The sequence below is a fragment of the Burkholderia crassaminum genome (genome assembly GCF_964265005.1).
Lineage (GTDB): Bacteria > Pseudomonadota > Gammaproteobacteria > Burkholderiales > Burkholderiaceae > Burkholderia.
The window spans coordinates 898,583-914,051 of the sequence record NZ_OZ183799.1 but is presented as its reverse complement, the minus strand read 5'-3'; the positions used below and the strand labels follow the sequence as shown (position 1 = coordinate 914,051).

General features: G+C 68.1%; 11 protein-coding genes. 4 read left to right on the top strand and 7 right to left on the bottom strand.

All coding sequences use genetic code 11. The annotated features are described in order from the left end of the window. The first annotated feature begins 115 nt into the window (after nt 1-115). Complete coding sequence (locus ACPTTF_RS04160) at nt 116-904, top strand: sulfite exporter TauE/SafE family protein (RefSeq protein WP_423370350.1); 789 nt, start codon at nt 116-118, stop codon at nt 902-904. A 352-nt stretch (nt 905-1,256) separates the two neighbouring features. Here the strand turns inward: ACPTTF_RS04160 and ACPTTF_RS04155 are convergent, their stop codons facing one another. The 3 genes from ACPTTF_RS04155 to ACPTTF_RS04145 all read right to left on the bottom strand — a co-directional run bounded on the left by ACPTTF_RS04155 (nt 1,257) and on the right by ACPTTF_RS04145 (nt 6,299). Beyond that, complete coding sequence (locus ACPTTF_RS04155) at nt 1,257-3,092, bottom strand: S10 family peptidase (RefSeq protein WP_423370349.1); 1,836 nt, start codon at nt 3,090-3,092, stop codon at nt 1,257-1,259. A gap of 612 nt (nt 3,093-3,704) precedes the next feature. Next, nucleotides 3,705-5,795: a D-(-)-3-hydroxybutyrate oligomer hydrolase gene (locus ACPTTF_RS04150; RefSeq protein WP_423370348.1), complete on the bottom strand. Its 2,091-nt coding sequence runs from the start codon at nt 5,793-5,795 to the stop codon at nt 3,705-3,707. Between the two features lie 138 nt (nt 5,796-5,933). Next, nucleotides 5,934-6,299, bottom strand: a complete 366-nt coding sequence (locus tag ACPTTF_RS04145) for a BON domain-containing protein (RefSeq protein ID WP_011351113.1) — start codon at nt 6,297-6,299, stop codon at nt 5,934-5,936. Nucleotides 6,300-6,723: 424 nt separating this feature from the next. Here ACPTTF_RS04145 and ACPTTF_RS04140 point away from each other — a divergent pair, with 424 nt between their 5' ends. The 3 genes from ACPTTF_RS04140 (at nt 6,724) to ACPTTF_RS04130 (ending at nt 9,916) form a co-directional block, all read left to right on the top strand. Next, nucleotides 6,724-8,166, top strand: coding sequence for a TAXI family TRAP transporter solute-binding subunit (locus ACPTTF_RS04140; RefSeq protein ID WP_166957031.1), 1,443 nt, complete (start codon nt 6,724-6,726; stop codon nt 8,164-8,166). Between the two features lie 94 nt (nt 8,167-8,260). Continuing rightward, nucleotides 8,261-8,899: a DsbA family protein gene (locus ACPTTF_RS04135; protein WP_423370347.1), complete on the top strand. Its 639-nt coding sequence runs from the start codon at nt 8,261-8,263 to the stop codon at nt 8,897-8,899. Between the two features lie 69 nt (nt 8,900-8,968). Beyond that, nucleotides 8,969-9,916, top strand: coding sequence for a LysR family transcriptional regulator (locus ACPTTF_RS04130; RefSeq protein WP_166957027.1), 948 nt, complete (start codon nt 8,969-8,971; stop codon nt 9,914-9,916). Nucleotides 9,917-9,986: 70 nt separating this feature from the next. Here ACPTTF_RS04130 and ACPTTF_RS04125 read toward each other — a convergent pair whose 3' ends face one another. The 4 genes from ACPTTF_RS04125 to xdhA form a co-directional block, all read right to left on the bottom strand. After that, nucleotides 9,987-10,388: a nuclear transport factor 2 family protein gene (locus ACPTTF_RS04125; protein WP_423370346.1), complete on the bottom strand. Its 402-nt coding sequence runs from the start codon at nt 10,386-10,388 to the stop codon at nt 9,987-9,989. A gap of 88 nt (nt 10,389-10,476) precedes the next feature. Then, nucleotides 10,477-11,097 (bottom strand): xanthine dehydrogenase accessory protein XdhC, encoded by a 621-nt coding sequence (xdhC, locus tag ACPTTF_RS04120; RefSeq protein WP_423370345.1) that lies wholly within the window; start codon nt 11,095-11,097, stop codon nt 10,477-10,479. Nucleotides 11,098-11,243: 146 nt separating this feature from the next. Then, complete coding sequence (xdhB, locus tag ACPTTF_RS04115; protein ID WP_166957021.1) at nt 11,244-13,607, bottom strand: xanthine dehydrogenase molybdopterin binding subunit; 2,364 nt, start codon at nt 13,605-13,607, stop codon at nt 11,244-11,246. A gap of 18 nt (nt 13,608-13,625) precedes the next feature. After that, nucleotides 13,626-15,170 carry a xanthine dehydrogenase small subunit gene (xdhA, locus tag ACPTTF_RS04110; protein WP_423370344.1) on the bottom strand — a complete coding sequence of 515 codons (1,545 nt, stop codon included), beginning with the start codon at nt 15,168-15,170 and terminating at the stop codon, nt 13,626-13,628. Nucleotides 15,171-15,469: the final 299 nt, after the last annotated feature.

Here is a 15,469-nt window from a genome sequence, read left to right as displayed (position 1 = left end):
GCCGATTTTTAACGCAGTCGTACATTGACCGGCCACTTTTGCGACAATGGCGGACTTTGACGCGCGCGCCGCAGCCACGCGCCGCCGCCGAACGCCGCATAACCGCCTGCTTCCGATGTCGCTTCCCCATATCGATCTGCTGTACTCGTTGTCCGGCCTGTTCGTCGGCATCCTCGTCGGCCTGACGGGCGTCGGCGGCGGTTCACTGATGACGCCGATCCTCGTGCTGCTGTTCGGCGTCCATCCTGCGACGGCGGTCGGCACCGACCTGCTGTACGCGGCCGCCACCAAGGCGACCGGCACACTGGTCCACGGCATGAAGGGTTCGATCGACTGGCGCATTACGGGCCGGCTCGCGGCAGGCAGCGTGCCGGCCGCGGCGCTCACGCTGTGGTGGCTGCACACGCACGGGATGAATACGCCGGGCACCGCGCGGATGATTCAGCTCGTGCTCGGCGTCGCGCTGCTGCTCACGTCGCTCGCGCTGATCTTCCGTCCGCAGCTCACGGCGTTCGCCGCACGCAACCCGCTCGCGCCGAGCCCCGCGCGCACGCTGTGGTCGACCGTGCTGACGGGCGCCGTGCTCGGCGTGCTGGTGTCGATGACGTCGGTCGGCGCCGGCGCGATCGGCGTGACCGTGCTCCTGCTGCTGTATCCGATGCTCGCGACGACCCGCATCGTCGGCTCCGACATCGCGCACGCGGTGCCGCTCACGCTGGTCGCCGGCATGGGCCACTGGCTGCTCGGCTCGGTCGACTGGTCAATGCTGCTGTCGCTGCTGCTCGGCTCGCTGCCGGGCATCGTGCTCGGCAGCCTGCTGTCGGCACGCGCGCCCGAGCGGCTGCTGCGCAACCTGCTCGCCGCGACGCTCGTCGCGGTCGGCGTGCGGCTCGTGCTCGCGTAGGCGGCGCGACTGCCGCCCGCTACGGCAGGCATCGGCATCTTCCCGCCCCTGACGAGTGAGATCGGCTCGATTTGTCGGCGGGATTTTCTGGCAAATCCTCAATACAGGGACATGCATCCCCCTTTCGAGGATCAAGCCGCTGAGAATCTCACGCGGGCACGACAATGCCCCGTCAGTCGACGACTCACGGGCACCGTGGAAGATGACAGCATCGCGATCCGCATGCGCGACGTGATGCACGACCGGCCGGCGCACGATGCGCCGGCTTGCCCCACCGCAAAAAAAACAGCCCGACCGGCCTGCGCCGATCGGGCTGTCGTCCATCCGGGGCGGCGCAAGCCGCCCGCGGCGCTTACTGCCCCTGCTGCTGCAGTTTCTGCTGCTTGAGCTGCTGCGTGCGCGCCTGCAGCTTCAGCACCCGCTGCAGTGCGGTGCGGTTCGCGAGGATGCCGTCGTAGAAGTTGGCGAGATCGCCCTTCAGCGCGGTCCGCGACGCGTCGTTCAGGTAGATCATGTGGCCCGACGGGTAGTTCTTGATCGTCAGGTTCTGCGCCTTGATCGTCGGGTCGAGCGGCATCTGCGCGAGCGTCAGCTCCGTCTGGTGGAACGGCGTGACGGCGTCGAAATAGCCGTTTGCCGACAGCACCTTCAGGTCCGGGTTCACGCTCATCGTCGACGCCAGGTCGCCGGCGGTGTACAGCGTATTGCCGCCGCCCTTGTTCGCGCCGGTCGGGTCCGTGTGGCTGAAGTCCCAGTTGTTGAAGACCTGGTCGTTCAGGTCCACGAACGACGACGTCGACGTGTACTTGAGGTCGGTGTTGATGTAGCTGTTCCACAGCACCGTGTACGCGCCGCCGACGTTCGTGATCGACGGATCGTTGCTGCCCGAGTTCGGCAGGATGTACGGCGCGATGCCCTTGCCCGTGAAGTTCGCGCGACCGTCGTACTGGCCGATCTGCGTGCCCGGCACGAGCGTCAGGAAGAACGTGTACGGCGGGTTGTCGTCCGACGACGGCACGTTGCCGAGCGCGGCCGGGTTGCCGAACGTCTGGATCAGCGACGTCGGATCCGTGCCGATGTACGAGCCCATCTGCTGCGCGGTCTGCAGGTTCAGGTTCAGACGCACGTTCACGAAGCCGCCGTCCTGCGGGTTCGGCTTCTGCACCAGCGGCGAGAGCGTGTTGTCCGCGTAGTTGCGGGCCTGGACCATGTACGCGTCGAGATCGGTCGGCGTCGGGTTGAGCGTCGTCTTCTTCCAGTAGAACGCGTCGGCCGCGAGCGTCGGGAAGATGCCCGGCGCGGACAGCGCGTTCGCGTAGTCGAGGATCGACGACTGCAGCGTGATCCCGTTCAGGTCGATGCCGTCCTCATGCAGCACCCACGACACGACCGCGCTGCGGGCCGTGCCGTACGACTCGCCGTACAGGAACTTCGGCGAATTCCAGCGCGAGTACTTGGTCAGGTAGCGCTGGATGAAGCGGTCGATCGAGCGCGCGTCCTGGTCGGTGCCCCAGAAGTCCTTGTTCTTCGCCGGGGCGATCGCCGTCGAGTAACCGGTGCCGACCGGGTTGATGAACACGACGTCGGTGCGGTCGAGCAGGCTGTCCGGGTTGTCGAGCAGCTTGTACGGCGCGGGCGGCGTGAAGTTCGGGAACGACGACTGCAGGCGCTTCGGCCCGTACGAGCCGAGCAGCAGGTAGACCGACGACGAGCCGGGGCCGCCGTTGTAGAAGAACGTGACCGGGCGCGGCTTCGACGGGTCCGGGTTGTCCTGCGTGTACGCGACGTAGAACATCTTCGCGTTCGGCGCCGACGTGGTCGGGTCGATCGTCGTCAGGTGGCCGGTGGTGGCCGTGTACTTGATGGTCTTGCCGCCGATCGTGATCTGGCGGTGCACGACGGCCGCGCCTTCCGTCGAATCCGTGACCGCGTCGTTTGGCCCGGTGCCGTACACGTCGGTGTCGACGTACGGCTGGTCGGCCGCGGCGGCTGTTGCGTTGGTGTTGGCCGACGTGCTGGCACCGGCCGACGTCGCGGCCGCAGCGGCAGCCGAAGCAGCCGGGCTCGACCCGTCGTCGCCGCCGCACCCCGTGACGAGCAGCGCTGCAGCCGCGGCTGCGGCGAGCGGCACGCTCAGTGTCGTTCCGAATAGCGCGAAACTGTCTTTCAAGGACTTCCGTGTCGTCATTATTGCCTCTCGAACAGAACGATAAATACCGCCGGTCGCAAAGGATCATTTGCGCCGGCGCTCCGCACCGGGAATGCATTCGTTATGCGACGCACTCCGAGTTTTTTACCGGATCGGCAAATACCGACCGGCATGATTTACCCCACCCATATTTTTGCGACTGCACAATGGAATCAATTCCATTGCGAACGACAATTCAATAATCCGCAGCAATGCGAATTCATTTCACGATTTTTCGCATGCACAAAATCGACGGCAAAAACATACCCCGCCAGGCCCGCCCAACAAGGGCGCCTCGCTTCGAACAGACGAACAATCCCCCTCGGCGAGATGCCGATTAATCGCCGAACGGCGATCAATCACAACTCGAGCCGATTTAATAAAATCGAAAGGATCGATTAACTAAACGGAAAGAAATGTCTCGTATCTGGAATTTATTAAATTAAGTGAAAATACCGGCGCATATTAGGGTTCTGATTTACCGCCGTAAAGTAAGAATTTGTTACAGAGCTCGTCATTCGGACAAAAGCCAATCCGGGACCGATTCCATTCGACTCAAAAGAAAAAGCCGGACGGGTGTCCGGCTTCATGCGGGCGGTGCGGCGGGCGCCGTCAGAGCGGCACGTCAATCGTGCCGGCACCCGTCGTGATCGCGTTCGCACCCGGCGCGGCCGAGATCGGCGGCAGGTTCGCGCTCGTCAGCGCGGGCGCGGCGCCCGGCGTGCCGCCGCGCGGCACCGTGCGGATCACCTGCGACGGCGGCAGCGGCGCGCCGTTCTTCAGGTGCCGCCACATCAGGTTCAGCGCCTGCAGGTTGTAGTAGTGAACCGGCACGAAACGCGTGTCGAAGCCCGGCACCGGCAGGAACGCGTCGAAGTGCTGGCCGTTCGTCACCTCGTAGAACACCAGCTGGCTGCGCCCGCCTTCGCTGATGCCGTTCTGCGCGACGTACGCGCGCGAGGCGTGGTTCACCGGCACGAGCGCATCGCTACGGCCCTGCACGATGATCGCCGGCTTGCCCTGCAGGTTCGCGTTCACCCGCACGGCGTCGACGTTCGCGGGCATTCCGAGCATCCCGTTCGTCCAGAGCTGGCGCAGGCACAGCGCGCCCGCGAAGCTCGCATCGGGTGTCGCGAGCCGGTGGTCGACACCCGCGCCGTTGTTGAACACGAGGTCGATGCCGGCCGTCGGCGGCACGCCGTTGCCGACGCCGAACACGGCCGGCATCGGCGACGTGGCGGGCGCGGCGACGGCACCCGTCGCCGGGTTCGTCGTCGCAAAGCTGAAGTTGCACAGGTTGTCGGTGACGCGCGAGCGCGTGTACGCGTTCGCATACGTAACCGCGATCGCCGGAATCGCCTGCGAATCCCACATCGGTGCTTGCAGCAGGTCGGAATCGGCGAGGTAGCCGGCCGCATGGAGCTGCGCGAGCGCGTCGGCGGCCTGGCTTTGCGTATCGGCACCCGACACGAGCCCGGCCGCGGCGAGCGTCGCGCAGCGCTGCGTGCGGATCGACTGCGTGGTCGCCACCGGCAGCGCGCTCAGGTACGGCGCACCGGCGAGCGACGCCGACGCGGCCGCGCACGGCTGAAGCAGGTTCGCGAGTGTCGCGTAGTCGGCCAGCGGCCGGCCGAACGACGGCACGGGCTGGCCGCCCGAGCGCACGACCGCGTTCGGCGCCATCCGCACGTTGACCTGCGGTTCGCCGACCACGACCGCGGTGATCCAGCCGCGGCTGTCCTGCTCGGCCGCCGCGAGCGACGCGCCGCCGCCGTTGCTGACCGACGCGGCGATCGTCGTGATGTCGCCCGCGCGATAGCGCACGCCGTGATGCGAGCTGTCGATCAGCGGTCCGAACTGCTCGTTGAGCGCCCAGTACGCGAACTCGACCGACTGCAGCGTCACGCGCCCCCAGTCCTGCTCGGGATTCTGCTGCGAATGCGCGTGCTTGAACGCATAGCGGTTCGGGAAGCGGGAGTTGAACGTGGCGAGATCGCCGCTCGTCACGTTCGCGGTGAACAGGCTCGCGGTGCCGGCCAGCACCGCGTTGGCGAGCGTGCCGTCGATCAGCGTGACGGTATCCGACATGAGTTCGTGCGCGCCGTTGCCGCCGCCCTTGTCGTTGTAGGCCACCGCGCAGCCGCGCTTGAGCGCCCATTCGCCGGCCGCGGAAATCGCGCCGTACACGCCGCGCGAGCCCGACGACGTCGCGGTGACGATGCACGGCTGCGCGGGATTGAAGCTGGCGGGCACCTGCACGAGCAGCGTCACGTTCTTGCTGCCGCTGCCGTCGTCGGAGTACGCGAGATATTCGGTGCCGGGGATCTTGCCTTCGCCGAGCGTATCGTTGCCGTCGAGGTCGACGTTCGGCCCCCAGAAGCGGCCGTAGCCGCCGTTCGCGCTCATGTCGACGAGCGCGCGGTAGTTCGACCAGATCGCGAGGCGGCGCAGCTCGGCGCTCGTCGGCCGGGCGGCATTCGCAAAGCCGGGGGCGGTTGCCGAGCCCAGGCCCGTCTTGCCGAGGCCGGCTGTCAGCAGGTCGTCGCTCGCGCCGTCATAGGCCGTCGTGCGCACGCTGCCGGACACGAAACCGGGCAACCGGTTGCGCTCGGCCGAATCGTCGCCGTTGCAGGCGCCGAGTATCGCGACCGCGGCCAGCGCCGCGCCGAAAACCATCCGCCTGCCCCACCCGAGCCTCGTCATCGCCGCCCTCTCGATTTCGTTATCGGTCCGCCGCCGCGTCGCGCGCGGCTTGCGGCCTCTGAAGCGCAAACGGGCCCCGGCATGCCGGGGCCCGCCTGGAAACGGGCGCACGCGGCGCTCGCGCGCCGCCGCCCGGCATCACTGCTGCTGAACCGTCAGCTTGTTCGTGACCGACGTCACGCCCTTCACGCCCTTCGCCGCGGCTTCAGCCTTGTCGATCTGGTCCTGGGCCGGCATCGTGCCTTCCAGCGTGATCGCGCCGCCCTTCGAGCGCACGACGAGGTTCGACACGTTCTCGCCCGATTCCTTCGAAATCGCCTTGCGCACCGCGTAGCCGAGCTTGCGGTTCGCCTTCTTCGCGGTTTTCGCGGCGGCCTTCGGCGCGCTGGTCGCGGCCGCGGGCGCTTCCGTTGCCGCTGCGTCGCTCGACTGCGCATACACGCTGCCCGACAGACAGGCCGCCACGGCGGCGACGCCCAACGCTCTCAACACGATCGACTTCATGCTATCTCCTTATCACTCCGGAACGGCCGTGCACAGTACGGCCGGATACCCCCAAAAACAGCCGGCCCACGCGCGAACGGGCGGGACAGCCGGTGTTTTCCACGGCGATACGAGAGAGGCGAGACGGGCTGGCGGCCGGCGCACGCGAAAAGCGGGCCGGCCGGGCCGGACAGCCGCCGGCCGGACGCGCCCGGTCTGATTGCGTGCCGGGTCGCGCGCGAATCGGGCGCGGCTGCGTCGCACAATGTAATCCAGCGCCCGCGGAAGCGCAAAGCTTTTGACGCGGCGGCCCCCGCCGCTGTCGCCGCGCAGCCGCGCCCCACTCGCGCACGCACGACGAAACCGGGTACCATCGCCGCGAGCATCCACATCGTCCGCGCCGATACGTCACCGATACGTCACGCCAGCGTCATCCACCGCCCCCATGAAGCCAGACCGCCCTCGCCCGCCTCGCCGCATCCTCGCCCGCTTTGTCGCGGTGTCGTGGCGCGACCTCGCGCTGTCGATCGGCCCCACGGTGCTGCTCGCCGCCGCGGCCGTCTGGTTCGCGGTCAAGCTGATCCAGCCGGCCCCGCCGTCCACGCTCGTGATCTCGTCCGGGCCGCCCGGCAGCACGTACTGGAACGCCGCGCAGAAATACAAGACGATCCTCGCGAAGAACGGCGTCACGCTCGACGTCCAGTCGTCCGAAGGGTCCGCCCAGAACCTCGCGCGGCTGTCGAACCCGGACGCGCCGGTCGACGTCGGCTTCGTGCAGAGCGGCATCGGCCCGAAGGAGCGCGACGAACACCTCGTGTCGCTCGGCAGCATCGGCTACGTGCCGCTCGCGATCATGTATCGCGGCCCGGTCGTCGCGCGCCTGTCCGACTTCAAGGGCAAGCGGCTCGCGCTCGGCGCGGAAGGCAGCGGCGCACGCGAACTGAGCCTCGCGTTGCTGAAGATGAACGGCATCGTGCCGGGCGGTTCGACCGAGCTGCTGCCGACCGCCGGCGAGGATGCGGCCACCGCGCTGCTCGACGGCAAGATCGACGCGGCCTTCCTGTCCGGCGACTCGACGCAGATTCCGGTGATGGCGAAACTGTTCCGCGCACCGGGCGTGCACGTGTATTCGTTCACGCAGGCCGAGGCGTACGCGCGGCGCTTCCCGTACCTGACCGCAATCACGCTGCCGATGGGCGTCTACGATCTCGGCCAGAACCTGCCGCCCGCCGACATCCACACCGTCGCGCCGACCATCGAGCTGGTTGCACGCGACTCGCTGCACCCCGCGCTGTCCGACCTGCTGATCGAGGCCGCGCGCGAGGTGCACGGCCACGCGACGATCCTGCAGCACGCGGGCGAATTCCCGTCGCCCGTCACGCGCGGGTTCCAGCTGTCCGACGACGCCGCGCGCTACTACAAGTCGGGCAAGACCTTCCTGTACCGGCGGCTGCCGTTCTGGGTCGCGAGCCTGGTCGACCGGCTGCTCGTCGTGGTCGTGCCGCTGATCGTCGTGCTGATCCCCGGGCTGCGGCTCGTGCCGTCGCTGTACGGCTGGCGCGTGCGCTCGCGCATCTACCGCTGGTACGGCGCGCTGATCGCGCTCGAGCGCAGCGCGCTCGGCGAGCACACGGCCGAGGAGCGCGTGCAGTTGCTCGACGAACTCGACGACATCGAGGAAGCCGTGAACCGGATGAAGATGCCGCTCGCCTATGCCGGGCAGTTCTACGTGCTGCGCGAGCACATCGGCTTCGTGCGCGAACGGCTCACCGCGCACGACCAGGACACGCCGGCCAGCCCGCCGGGCGCCGGCGGCCCGCCGCAGGCACGTGCCGAAGCCGCGCCGCCGGCCGGCACGCCCCCTCGGGCGACTCCCGGTTCCGCGTAAGCGGACGATCCGCGATCATTGCTGCACGCGCGTGCCGCCGCGTAACATGGAGGCCGCCGCCAGGCGCCGCACGCCCCACCCTCTGGAGAACGACATGACAACCGGCCTCGATACCGCCCAGCCTGCCTGGTTCTTCGACTTCGTGTCGCCGTTCTCGTATCTGCTGCTCGAACAGCACGACAAATGGCCGGACGTGCCGTTCGAACCCGTCGCCGTGTCGCTGCTCGACCTGCAGCGCCACTGGGGGCAGCGCCCGAGCGCCGACGTGCCTGCCAAGCGCGTGTTCACGTACCGTCACGCGCTGTTCCGCGCCGAACAGCTCGGCATTCGCTTCAAGATGCCGCCCGCGCACCCATTCGAGTCCGACAAGGTGCTGCGCCTCGCGATCGCGCTGCGCGCCGATATCGCGACCGTGCTGGAAATGTTCCGCTTCATCTGGCGCGACGGCAACGATCCGTCGACGCCGGAAGGTTTCGCCGCGCTGTGCGAGCGTGTCGGCGTCGGTCACGGCGACGAGCTGATCGAATTCGAGGAGACCACCGCGCAACTGGCCCGCAACAACGCCGACGCGATCGCGCTCGGTGTGTTCGGCGTGCCGACGTTCTGGATGAACCAGCAGCTGTTCTGGGGCGAGGATGCGCTGCCGATGGTGCTGTACTGCGCGCGCACGCCGAACTGGCTCGAATCGCGCGAGGTCAAGCGGATCAGCGCGCTGTCGAAGGGCCGTGCGTGATGGCCGGTATCACGCACGCCAACGCGCGATTACGGTAACGTTACGCGTCACCCGAATCACCCCCCACCGATGGAAGACGACGACCGTACCGCCTCGCTCGATATCTGGCTCGTGCGCGTGCTGCGCACGCTGCTGCTCGAGCGCAGCGTCACGCAGGCCGCGCTGCGGCTGAACCAGACCCAGCCCGCGATCAGCACCGCGCTGCGCAAGCTGCGCGAGACGCTGAACGACCCGATCCTCGTGCGCGGCAAATCCGGCATGGTGCCGACCGAATACGGCGCATCGCTGCTCGAAGCCGCGCAGCGCGCGCTGCGCGAGGTCGACTTCATCGCGACGCCGCACGGCGACTTCGATCCGTCGTCCGCACGGCGTACGTTCCGCGTCGCCGCGCCCGATTACCTGAACGATTTCTTCATGCCGACGCTGATCGAGCGCTTTCGCGACGCGGCGCCGCATGCGCACCTGGAAATCGATTCGTTGAATCCCGCGCTCGATCACGCGGGTGCGCTCGAATCGGGCGCACTCGATCTCGTGATCGGCAACTGGCCGAAGCCCGACCCGCAGTTCGCGCGCCAGGACCTGTTCTCCGACACGATCGTGTGCCTGATGCGCGAGGCGCACCCGCTCGCGCGCGTGCCGCTCACGCGCGAAGCGTACGCGTCGGCCGCGCACGTCGCGCCGACGCCGTACACCGGCGACAAACGCAATGCGATCGAGATCGGCCTTGCCCGCGCACGCCTCACGCGGCGCATCGTGACGACGCTGCCTTACTTCGGAATCGTGCCGCAGGTGCTGCTGCAGTCGGACCTGATCTTCACGACGACGCGCCGCTTCGCGACGCACTATGCGCAGTTGCTGCCGCTCGTCGTCGTCACGCCGCCCGTGCCGTTCCCGCGCATCAAGAGCTACCTGCTCACGCATCCGCAGCCCGACCGCCCGACCGACATCGCGTGGCTGTGCGCGCTGATGCAGAGCGTGTCCGACGAGCTGACGGTGGCCCGCGGCCGCAAGCGCTGAGCCGCGGCGCAGCCGCTCAAATCGCTCAAGCCGCTCAAGCCGCTCAAGCCGCTCAAGCCGCTCAAGCCGCTCAAGCCGTGCAGAAAGTTTCCTGCAGATGGGTCCAGCGCACGACGCCCGCCGCGTCGCGTTCGAACACGGCGGTCGCGCGTCGCGCGGGCAGCTCGCCCGAGGCCGCGTGCTGCGCTTCGAGATAGGTGAGCGTCGCATGCGACGCGTCGGCCGTGAGCACGCGGGTTTCCGACAGCGTGATGCGCAGCCCCGGCTTCGCGCCGGCGAGCTTCGCGAACAGCGCGCGCGTACCGTCGTGGTCGACCTCGCGGCCGTCGGTCAGGATCATCGTGAAATCGGTGGAGAACGATGCGAGCAGCGCGTCGAGCGCCTCGGGCCCGGTATCGGCGCCGGACAGCCAGCGCTCGATGGCGACGAGGCTCGCCGCGAGCGTGTCGAGATAAACCTGGTGATCGGACATGGTGCGTGCACGGTAAGGCGCGGCCCGATGCCGCGCGTCGTCGTGCAGTGTATGCAAAAACGCGCGGCCATGCGCTGGCCGCGCGGTGCTACCGCGTGCAGGACACGTCGTCGCGCGCACGCCCCGATGCGGCTGCCTTCGCGTCGGCCACCGGCATGCCCGAGCGCGCCTGCAGCAGCTCCGCGCACACGGCCACCGCAATCGCGCCCGGCGCCTTGTCGACGATGCCCGCGACGCCGATCGGGCACACCATCTCCACGAGCCGTGCCGGATCGACGCCGCGTGCGGCAAGCCGGCGCTCGAACTTCACGCGCTTGGTGCGCGAGCCGATCATCCCGAAGTACGCATAGTCGCGCCGCCGCATGATCTGCGCGGCGAGCGAGAAGTCGAGCGCGTGGTTGTGCGTCATCACGAGGAAGTACGCGCCGGGCGGCGCCGCGTCGACGACGGCCTCCGGCGTGTCGGTCGGCTCCGGCTGCACGTTCGGCGGACATTCGTCCGGGAACAGCTCGTCGCGCGTGTCGACCCACTGCACGACGCACGGCAGCGCGCCGAGCAGCGTGACGAGCGCGTGGCCGACGTGCCCGGCGCCGAACAGCACGATGTGCATCGTCGGCGCCGGCGTGCCGGTCGCGCGATTGCGCTGGCCGGTGCCCTGCGCGAACGCCGGGGTCGACGCGGTGCGAAGCGAGCGTGCGGGCCCGTTCATGTCAGCCTCCGCCGGGCCGCCCCAAGGAGGCTGACCACCCCCACGGGGGGCAGCGAACGAAGCGAGCGTGGGGGTCGTTTCATGTCAGCCTCCACCGGATCGCCACCGGGAGCAGCGAACGAAGTGAGCGCGGGAGCCGTTTCATCTCAGCCTGCCTGACCGGCGCGGGCCGCACGCACCGCGCTCACCGCACGCAGGATCGACTCGCCGGTGGCCGGCGCGTCGAGCGGCGGGTTCACCTGGTAATCGCCCACTGCCGCGACTGCGTCGCGCACCGCGAAGAACACCGAGAACGGCAGCAACAGCGGCGGCTCGCCGACGGCCTTCGAACGGTGAATGCTGTCCTCGACGTTGCGGTTCTTGAACAGCTGCACGTTGAATTCGGGCGGCGTGTCGTTCACCGTCGGGATCTTGTACGTCGACGGCGCATGCGTCATCAGCTTGCCGCCCTTGTTCCACCACAGCTCCTCGGTCGTGAGCCAGCCCATCCCCTGGATGAACGCGCCTTCGACCTGGCCGATGTCGAGCGCCGGGTTCAGCGACGCGCCCACGTCGTGCAACGCATCGACGCGCAGCGTGCGCATCTCGCCCGTCAGCGTGTCGATCACGACTTCCGACACGGCCGCGCCGTACGAGTAGTAGTAGAACGGCCGGCCCTGCAGCTTCGACTGATCCCAGTACAGCTTCGGCGTCGCGTAGAAACCGTCGGACCACAACTGCACGCGCGCGAGGTACGCCTTCGCGATCACTTCGCCGAACGGCACGCCATTGCCGCCGACCCACACGAAGTCGTTGCCGAACTTCACGTCGGCCGCATCGACCTTGCCGTCGCCGTACTGTTTCGCCGCGAACACCGCGAGCCGCTCGCGCAGCTGGCGCGCCGCATCCTGCGCGGCCTTGCCGTTCAGGTCGGAGCCGGTCGACGCAGCCGTCGCGGACGTGTTCGCGACCTTGCTGGTGTCGGTCGCCGTCACGCGGATCCGGCCGAAGCGGATGCCGAGCTCGTGCGCGACGACCTGCGCGACCTTCGTGTTGAGCCCCTGCCCCATCTCCGTGCCGCCGTGGTTCACGAGCACCGAACCGTCGGTATAGATGTGCACCAGCGCGCCGGCCTGGTTGAAGTGCGTGACGTTGAACGCAATGCCGAACTTCACCGGCGTGATCGCGATGCCCTTCTTCAGCACCGTGTTGCGCGCGTTGAATTCGCGCACGCCCGCGCGCCGGGCGCGGTAGTCGCTCGTCGCCTCGAGTTCGCCGAGCAGTTCCTGCAGCACGTTGTCCTCGACGGTCTGCCCGTACGGCGTCACGTTGCGTTCGGTCTTGCCGTACAGGTTCGCGTAGCGGACGTCGAGCGGATCGCGGTCAAGCGAACGCGCGACGTCGTCGAGGATGTACTCGATCGCGAACGCGCCCTGCGGGCCGCCGAAGCCGCGGAACGCCGTGTTCGACTGCGTGTTGGTCTTGCCGCAGTAGCCGGCGATGTCGACGTCGCCGAGCCAATACGCGTTGTCGAAGTGGCACACCGCGCGCGTCATCACCGGGCCCGACAGGTCGGCCGAGAAACCGCAGCGCGACGTCATGTCGAGCGCCACGCCATCGATGCGGCCGTCATCGTCGTAGCCGACGTCGAAGCGGTAATGGAAGTCGTGCCGCTTGCCGGTGATCATCATGTCGTCGTCACGGTCCGGACGCAGCTTCACCGGGCACAGCAGCTTCCATGCGGCGAGCGCCGCGCAGCACGCGAACAGGCCCGACTGCGATTCCTTGCCGCCGAACCCGCCGCCCATCCGGCGGCATTCGACGAGCACGTTGTGCGACGCGACGCCGAGCACGTGCGCGACGAGGTGCTGCATCTCGCTCGGGTGCTGCGTCGAGCAGTACACGTGCATCCCGTCGTCGTCCTTCGGCACCGCGTACGAAATCTGTCCTTCGAGGTAGAACTGCTCCTGGCCGCCGAGCAGCATTTCGCCCGACTCGCGGTGCGGCGCGACGGCGAGCCGTGCGGCCGCGTCGCCGCGCGCAAGCTTCAGCGGCGGGATCACGTAGGTTTCGGCCGCACGCGCTTCCTGCGCGGTGAGGATCGCCGGCAATTCCTCGTAGTCGACCTGTGCGCGGCGCGCGGCGAGCCGCGCGGTTTCGTGCGACGTCGCGACGACGATGAACATCGGCTGGCCGACGAACTGCACGATGCCCTTCGCGAGCACCGGGTCGTCGTGGATGATCGGGCCGCAATCGTTGACGCCCGGGATGTCGTCGGCCGTGAACACGGCGACCACGCCCGGCGTCGCGCGCACCGCGTCGAAGTTCATCGACACGATCCTCGCGTGCGGCTTCGCCGACAGGCCGAGCGCCGCGTGCAGCGTGCCCGCGACGATCGGGATGTCGTCGGTGTAGGTGGCACGCCCGCTGACGTGCAGGTGCGCGGATTCGTGCGCGCGCGATACGTGGACCTGCGCGGCGTCGGCTTGCGGGTCGAGGGTGCTCAGGAACGGTTCTGCTTGCTGGTTCATGTTCGGGGTTCTCCGTCTTCAGACGCGCGCCGCGTCGGTGCCGAGTTCGGCGGCCACTTCACGCACATTCAGGGCTTGCGGCGGCAGCGGGTCGTGCGGGCGCGTCTCCAGCCAGAATCGGTACATCAGGTTCTTCGCGGTATCGAGGCGGTACGTACTCGTCGCGCGCATGTCGGACAGCGGCTGGTAGTCGCGCTCGAGTGCCTGCATCGCGGCCTGCGCGGTGGCTTCGTGCCACGTCGCGCCGTCGAGCACGGCTTCCGTCTGCGTCGCGCGCTTCGGTGTCGCGGCCATCCCGCCGAACGCGATGCGCGGCTCACGGATCGTGTCGCCGTCCGCGATGAACGCGAACGCCGCGCACACGGCCGAGATGTCGGAGTCGAACCGCTTCGACAGCTTGTACGTGCGGAACTGCAGCTTTTCGCGCGCGCCGGTGCGGGTCGGCACCTTCACGCCGACGACGAATTCGTGCGGCGCCATGTCCTTCTGCTGGTAGCCCGTGTACAGCGCCTCGAGCGGCAGCTCGCGCACCGTGTCACCGCCGCGCAGCACCACGCGTGCGCCGAGCGCGATCAGGCCCGGCATCGAATCGCCGATCGGCGAGCCGTTCGCGACGTTGCCGCCGATCGTGCCGGCGTTGCGGATCGGCAGCGACGCGAAACGCTTCCACATTTCGGTCAGTTCCGGATACGTGCCGGCCAGCGCCGCATACGCCTTCTCGACCGTCACGCCCGCACCGATCTCGATCCAGTCGCCGCGCTCGGCGAGGCGCTGCAGTTCGGCGATCTGGCCGACGTAGATCAGGTCGTCGAGACGGCGCATCTGCTTGGTGACCCACAGGCCGATGTCGGTGCTGCCAGCCAGAATGCGCGCGTCGGGCCGCTCGACCTTCAGCGCGGCCAGCGCGTCGAGCGTGCGCGGCGCCGCGAAGCGCGCGCCGTTGATCGTCGCGTAGTCGAATGTATCGTCGCGCTTGAGCGACGCGAGCGTGCGGGCCAGCGCGGCGGTGTCGACCGGTGCGGAAGGCGCCGGCGCATCGAACATCTGCACGGCCGCATCGACAATCGGACGATAACCGGTGCAGCGGCACAGGTTGCCCGTCAGCGCATCGGCGATCTCGGTACGCGTCGGCACGTCCTTCGCCTTCGCGCACGCGCTGCCGCAACCTTCGTGGCCGTGCTTCTCGTACAGCGCCCACATCGACATCACGAAGCCCGGCGTGCAGAACCCGCATTGCGAACCGTGGCAGTCGACCATCGCCTGCTGCACCGGGTGCAGCGCGCCGTCCGGCTGACGCAGGTCCTCGACCGTCAGCAGCGCCTTGCCGTCGAGCGTCGGCAGGAACTGGATGCATGCGTTGACGGCCTTGAACTCGACCGCGCCGGCGTCGGTCAGCTCGCCGACGACGACCGTGCACGCGCCACAGTCGCCTTCCGCGCAGCCTTCCTTGGTGCCGGTGCAATGCGCGTCCTCGCGCAGGTACTGCAGCACGGTGCGGGTAACGTCCGCGCCGCTGACTTCGCGGATCGCGTGACGATGGTAGAAGCGGATCGGCTCACTCATGTCTCGATGATTCTTCAAATGGGGGGCAAGGCGGCCTGCGCAGTGCGCTCGACCGACGTTTTTCTGACAGTTTGCACGCTATCACCATCAAATTCCGCAACCCATAGCCCATCACGCATGGGGCCCATATAACTGCCGCGATATGAGCGCCGGGGCCGCCCGGCGGCCTTTCCACACGGCGCCCCCCGGGCCCTACCGTGCGCCCCGCCATCGTTCGTCATCCTCGAAAACGGGTCGCGATTAACTAAATGGTACCTGCGTGAAAACCGGTTCCATGGGAAAATCCCGATTCCGTTTTT

Excerpts from the sequence above, each read along its gene's own strand:
- ACPTTF_RS04160 (WP_423370350.1), top strand. The coding sequence starts at position 116 with ATGTCGCTTCCCCATATCGATCTGCTGTACTCGTTGTCCGGCCTGTTC.
- ACPTTF_RS04155 (WP_423370349.1), bottom strand. The coding sequence starts at position 3,092 with ATGACGACACGGAAGTCCTTGAAAGACAGTTTCGCGCTATTCGGAACG.
- ACPTTF_RS04150 (WP_423370348.1), bottom strand. The coding sequence starts at position 5,795 with ATGACGAGGCTCGGGTGGGGCAGGCGGATGGTTTTCGGCGCGGCGCTG.
- ACPTTF_RS04145 (WP_011351113.1), bottom strand. The coding sequence starts at position 6,299 with ATGAAGTCGATCGTGTTGAGAGCGTTGGGCGTCGCCGCCGTGGCGGCC.
- ACPTTF_RS04140 (WP_166957031.1), top strand. The coding sequence starts at position 6,724 with ATGAAGCCAGACCGCCCTCGCCCGCCTCGCCGCATCCTCGCCCGCTTT.
- ACPTTF_RS04135 (WP_423370347.1), top strand. The coding sequence starts at position 8,261 with ATGACAACCGGCCTCGATACCGCCCAGCCTGCCTGGTTCTTCGACTTC.
- ACPTTF_RS04130 (WP_166957027.1), top strand. The coding sequence starts at position 8,969 with ATGGAAGACGACGACCGTACCGCCTCGCTCGATATCTGGCTCGTGCGC.
- ACPTTF_RS04125 (WP_423370346.1), bottom strand. The coding sequence starts at position 10,388 with ATGTCCGATCACCAGGTTTATCTCGACACGCTCGCGGCGAGCCTCGTC.
- xdhC (WP_423370345.1), bottom strand. The coding sequence starts at position 11,097 with ATGAACGGGCCCGCACGCTCGCTTCGCACCGCGTCGACCCCGGCGTTC.
- xdhB (WP_166957021.1), bottom strand. The coding sequence starts at position 13,607 with ATGAACCAGCAAGCAGAACCGTTCCTGAGCACCCTCGACCCGCAAGCC.
- xdhA (WP_423370344.1), bottom strand. The coding sequence starts at position 15,170 with ATGAGTGAGCCGATCCGCTTCTACCATCGTCACGCGATCCGCGAAGTC.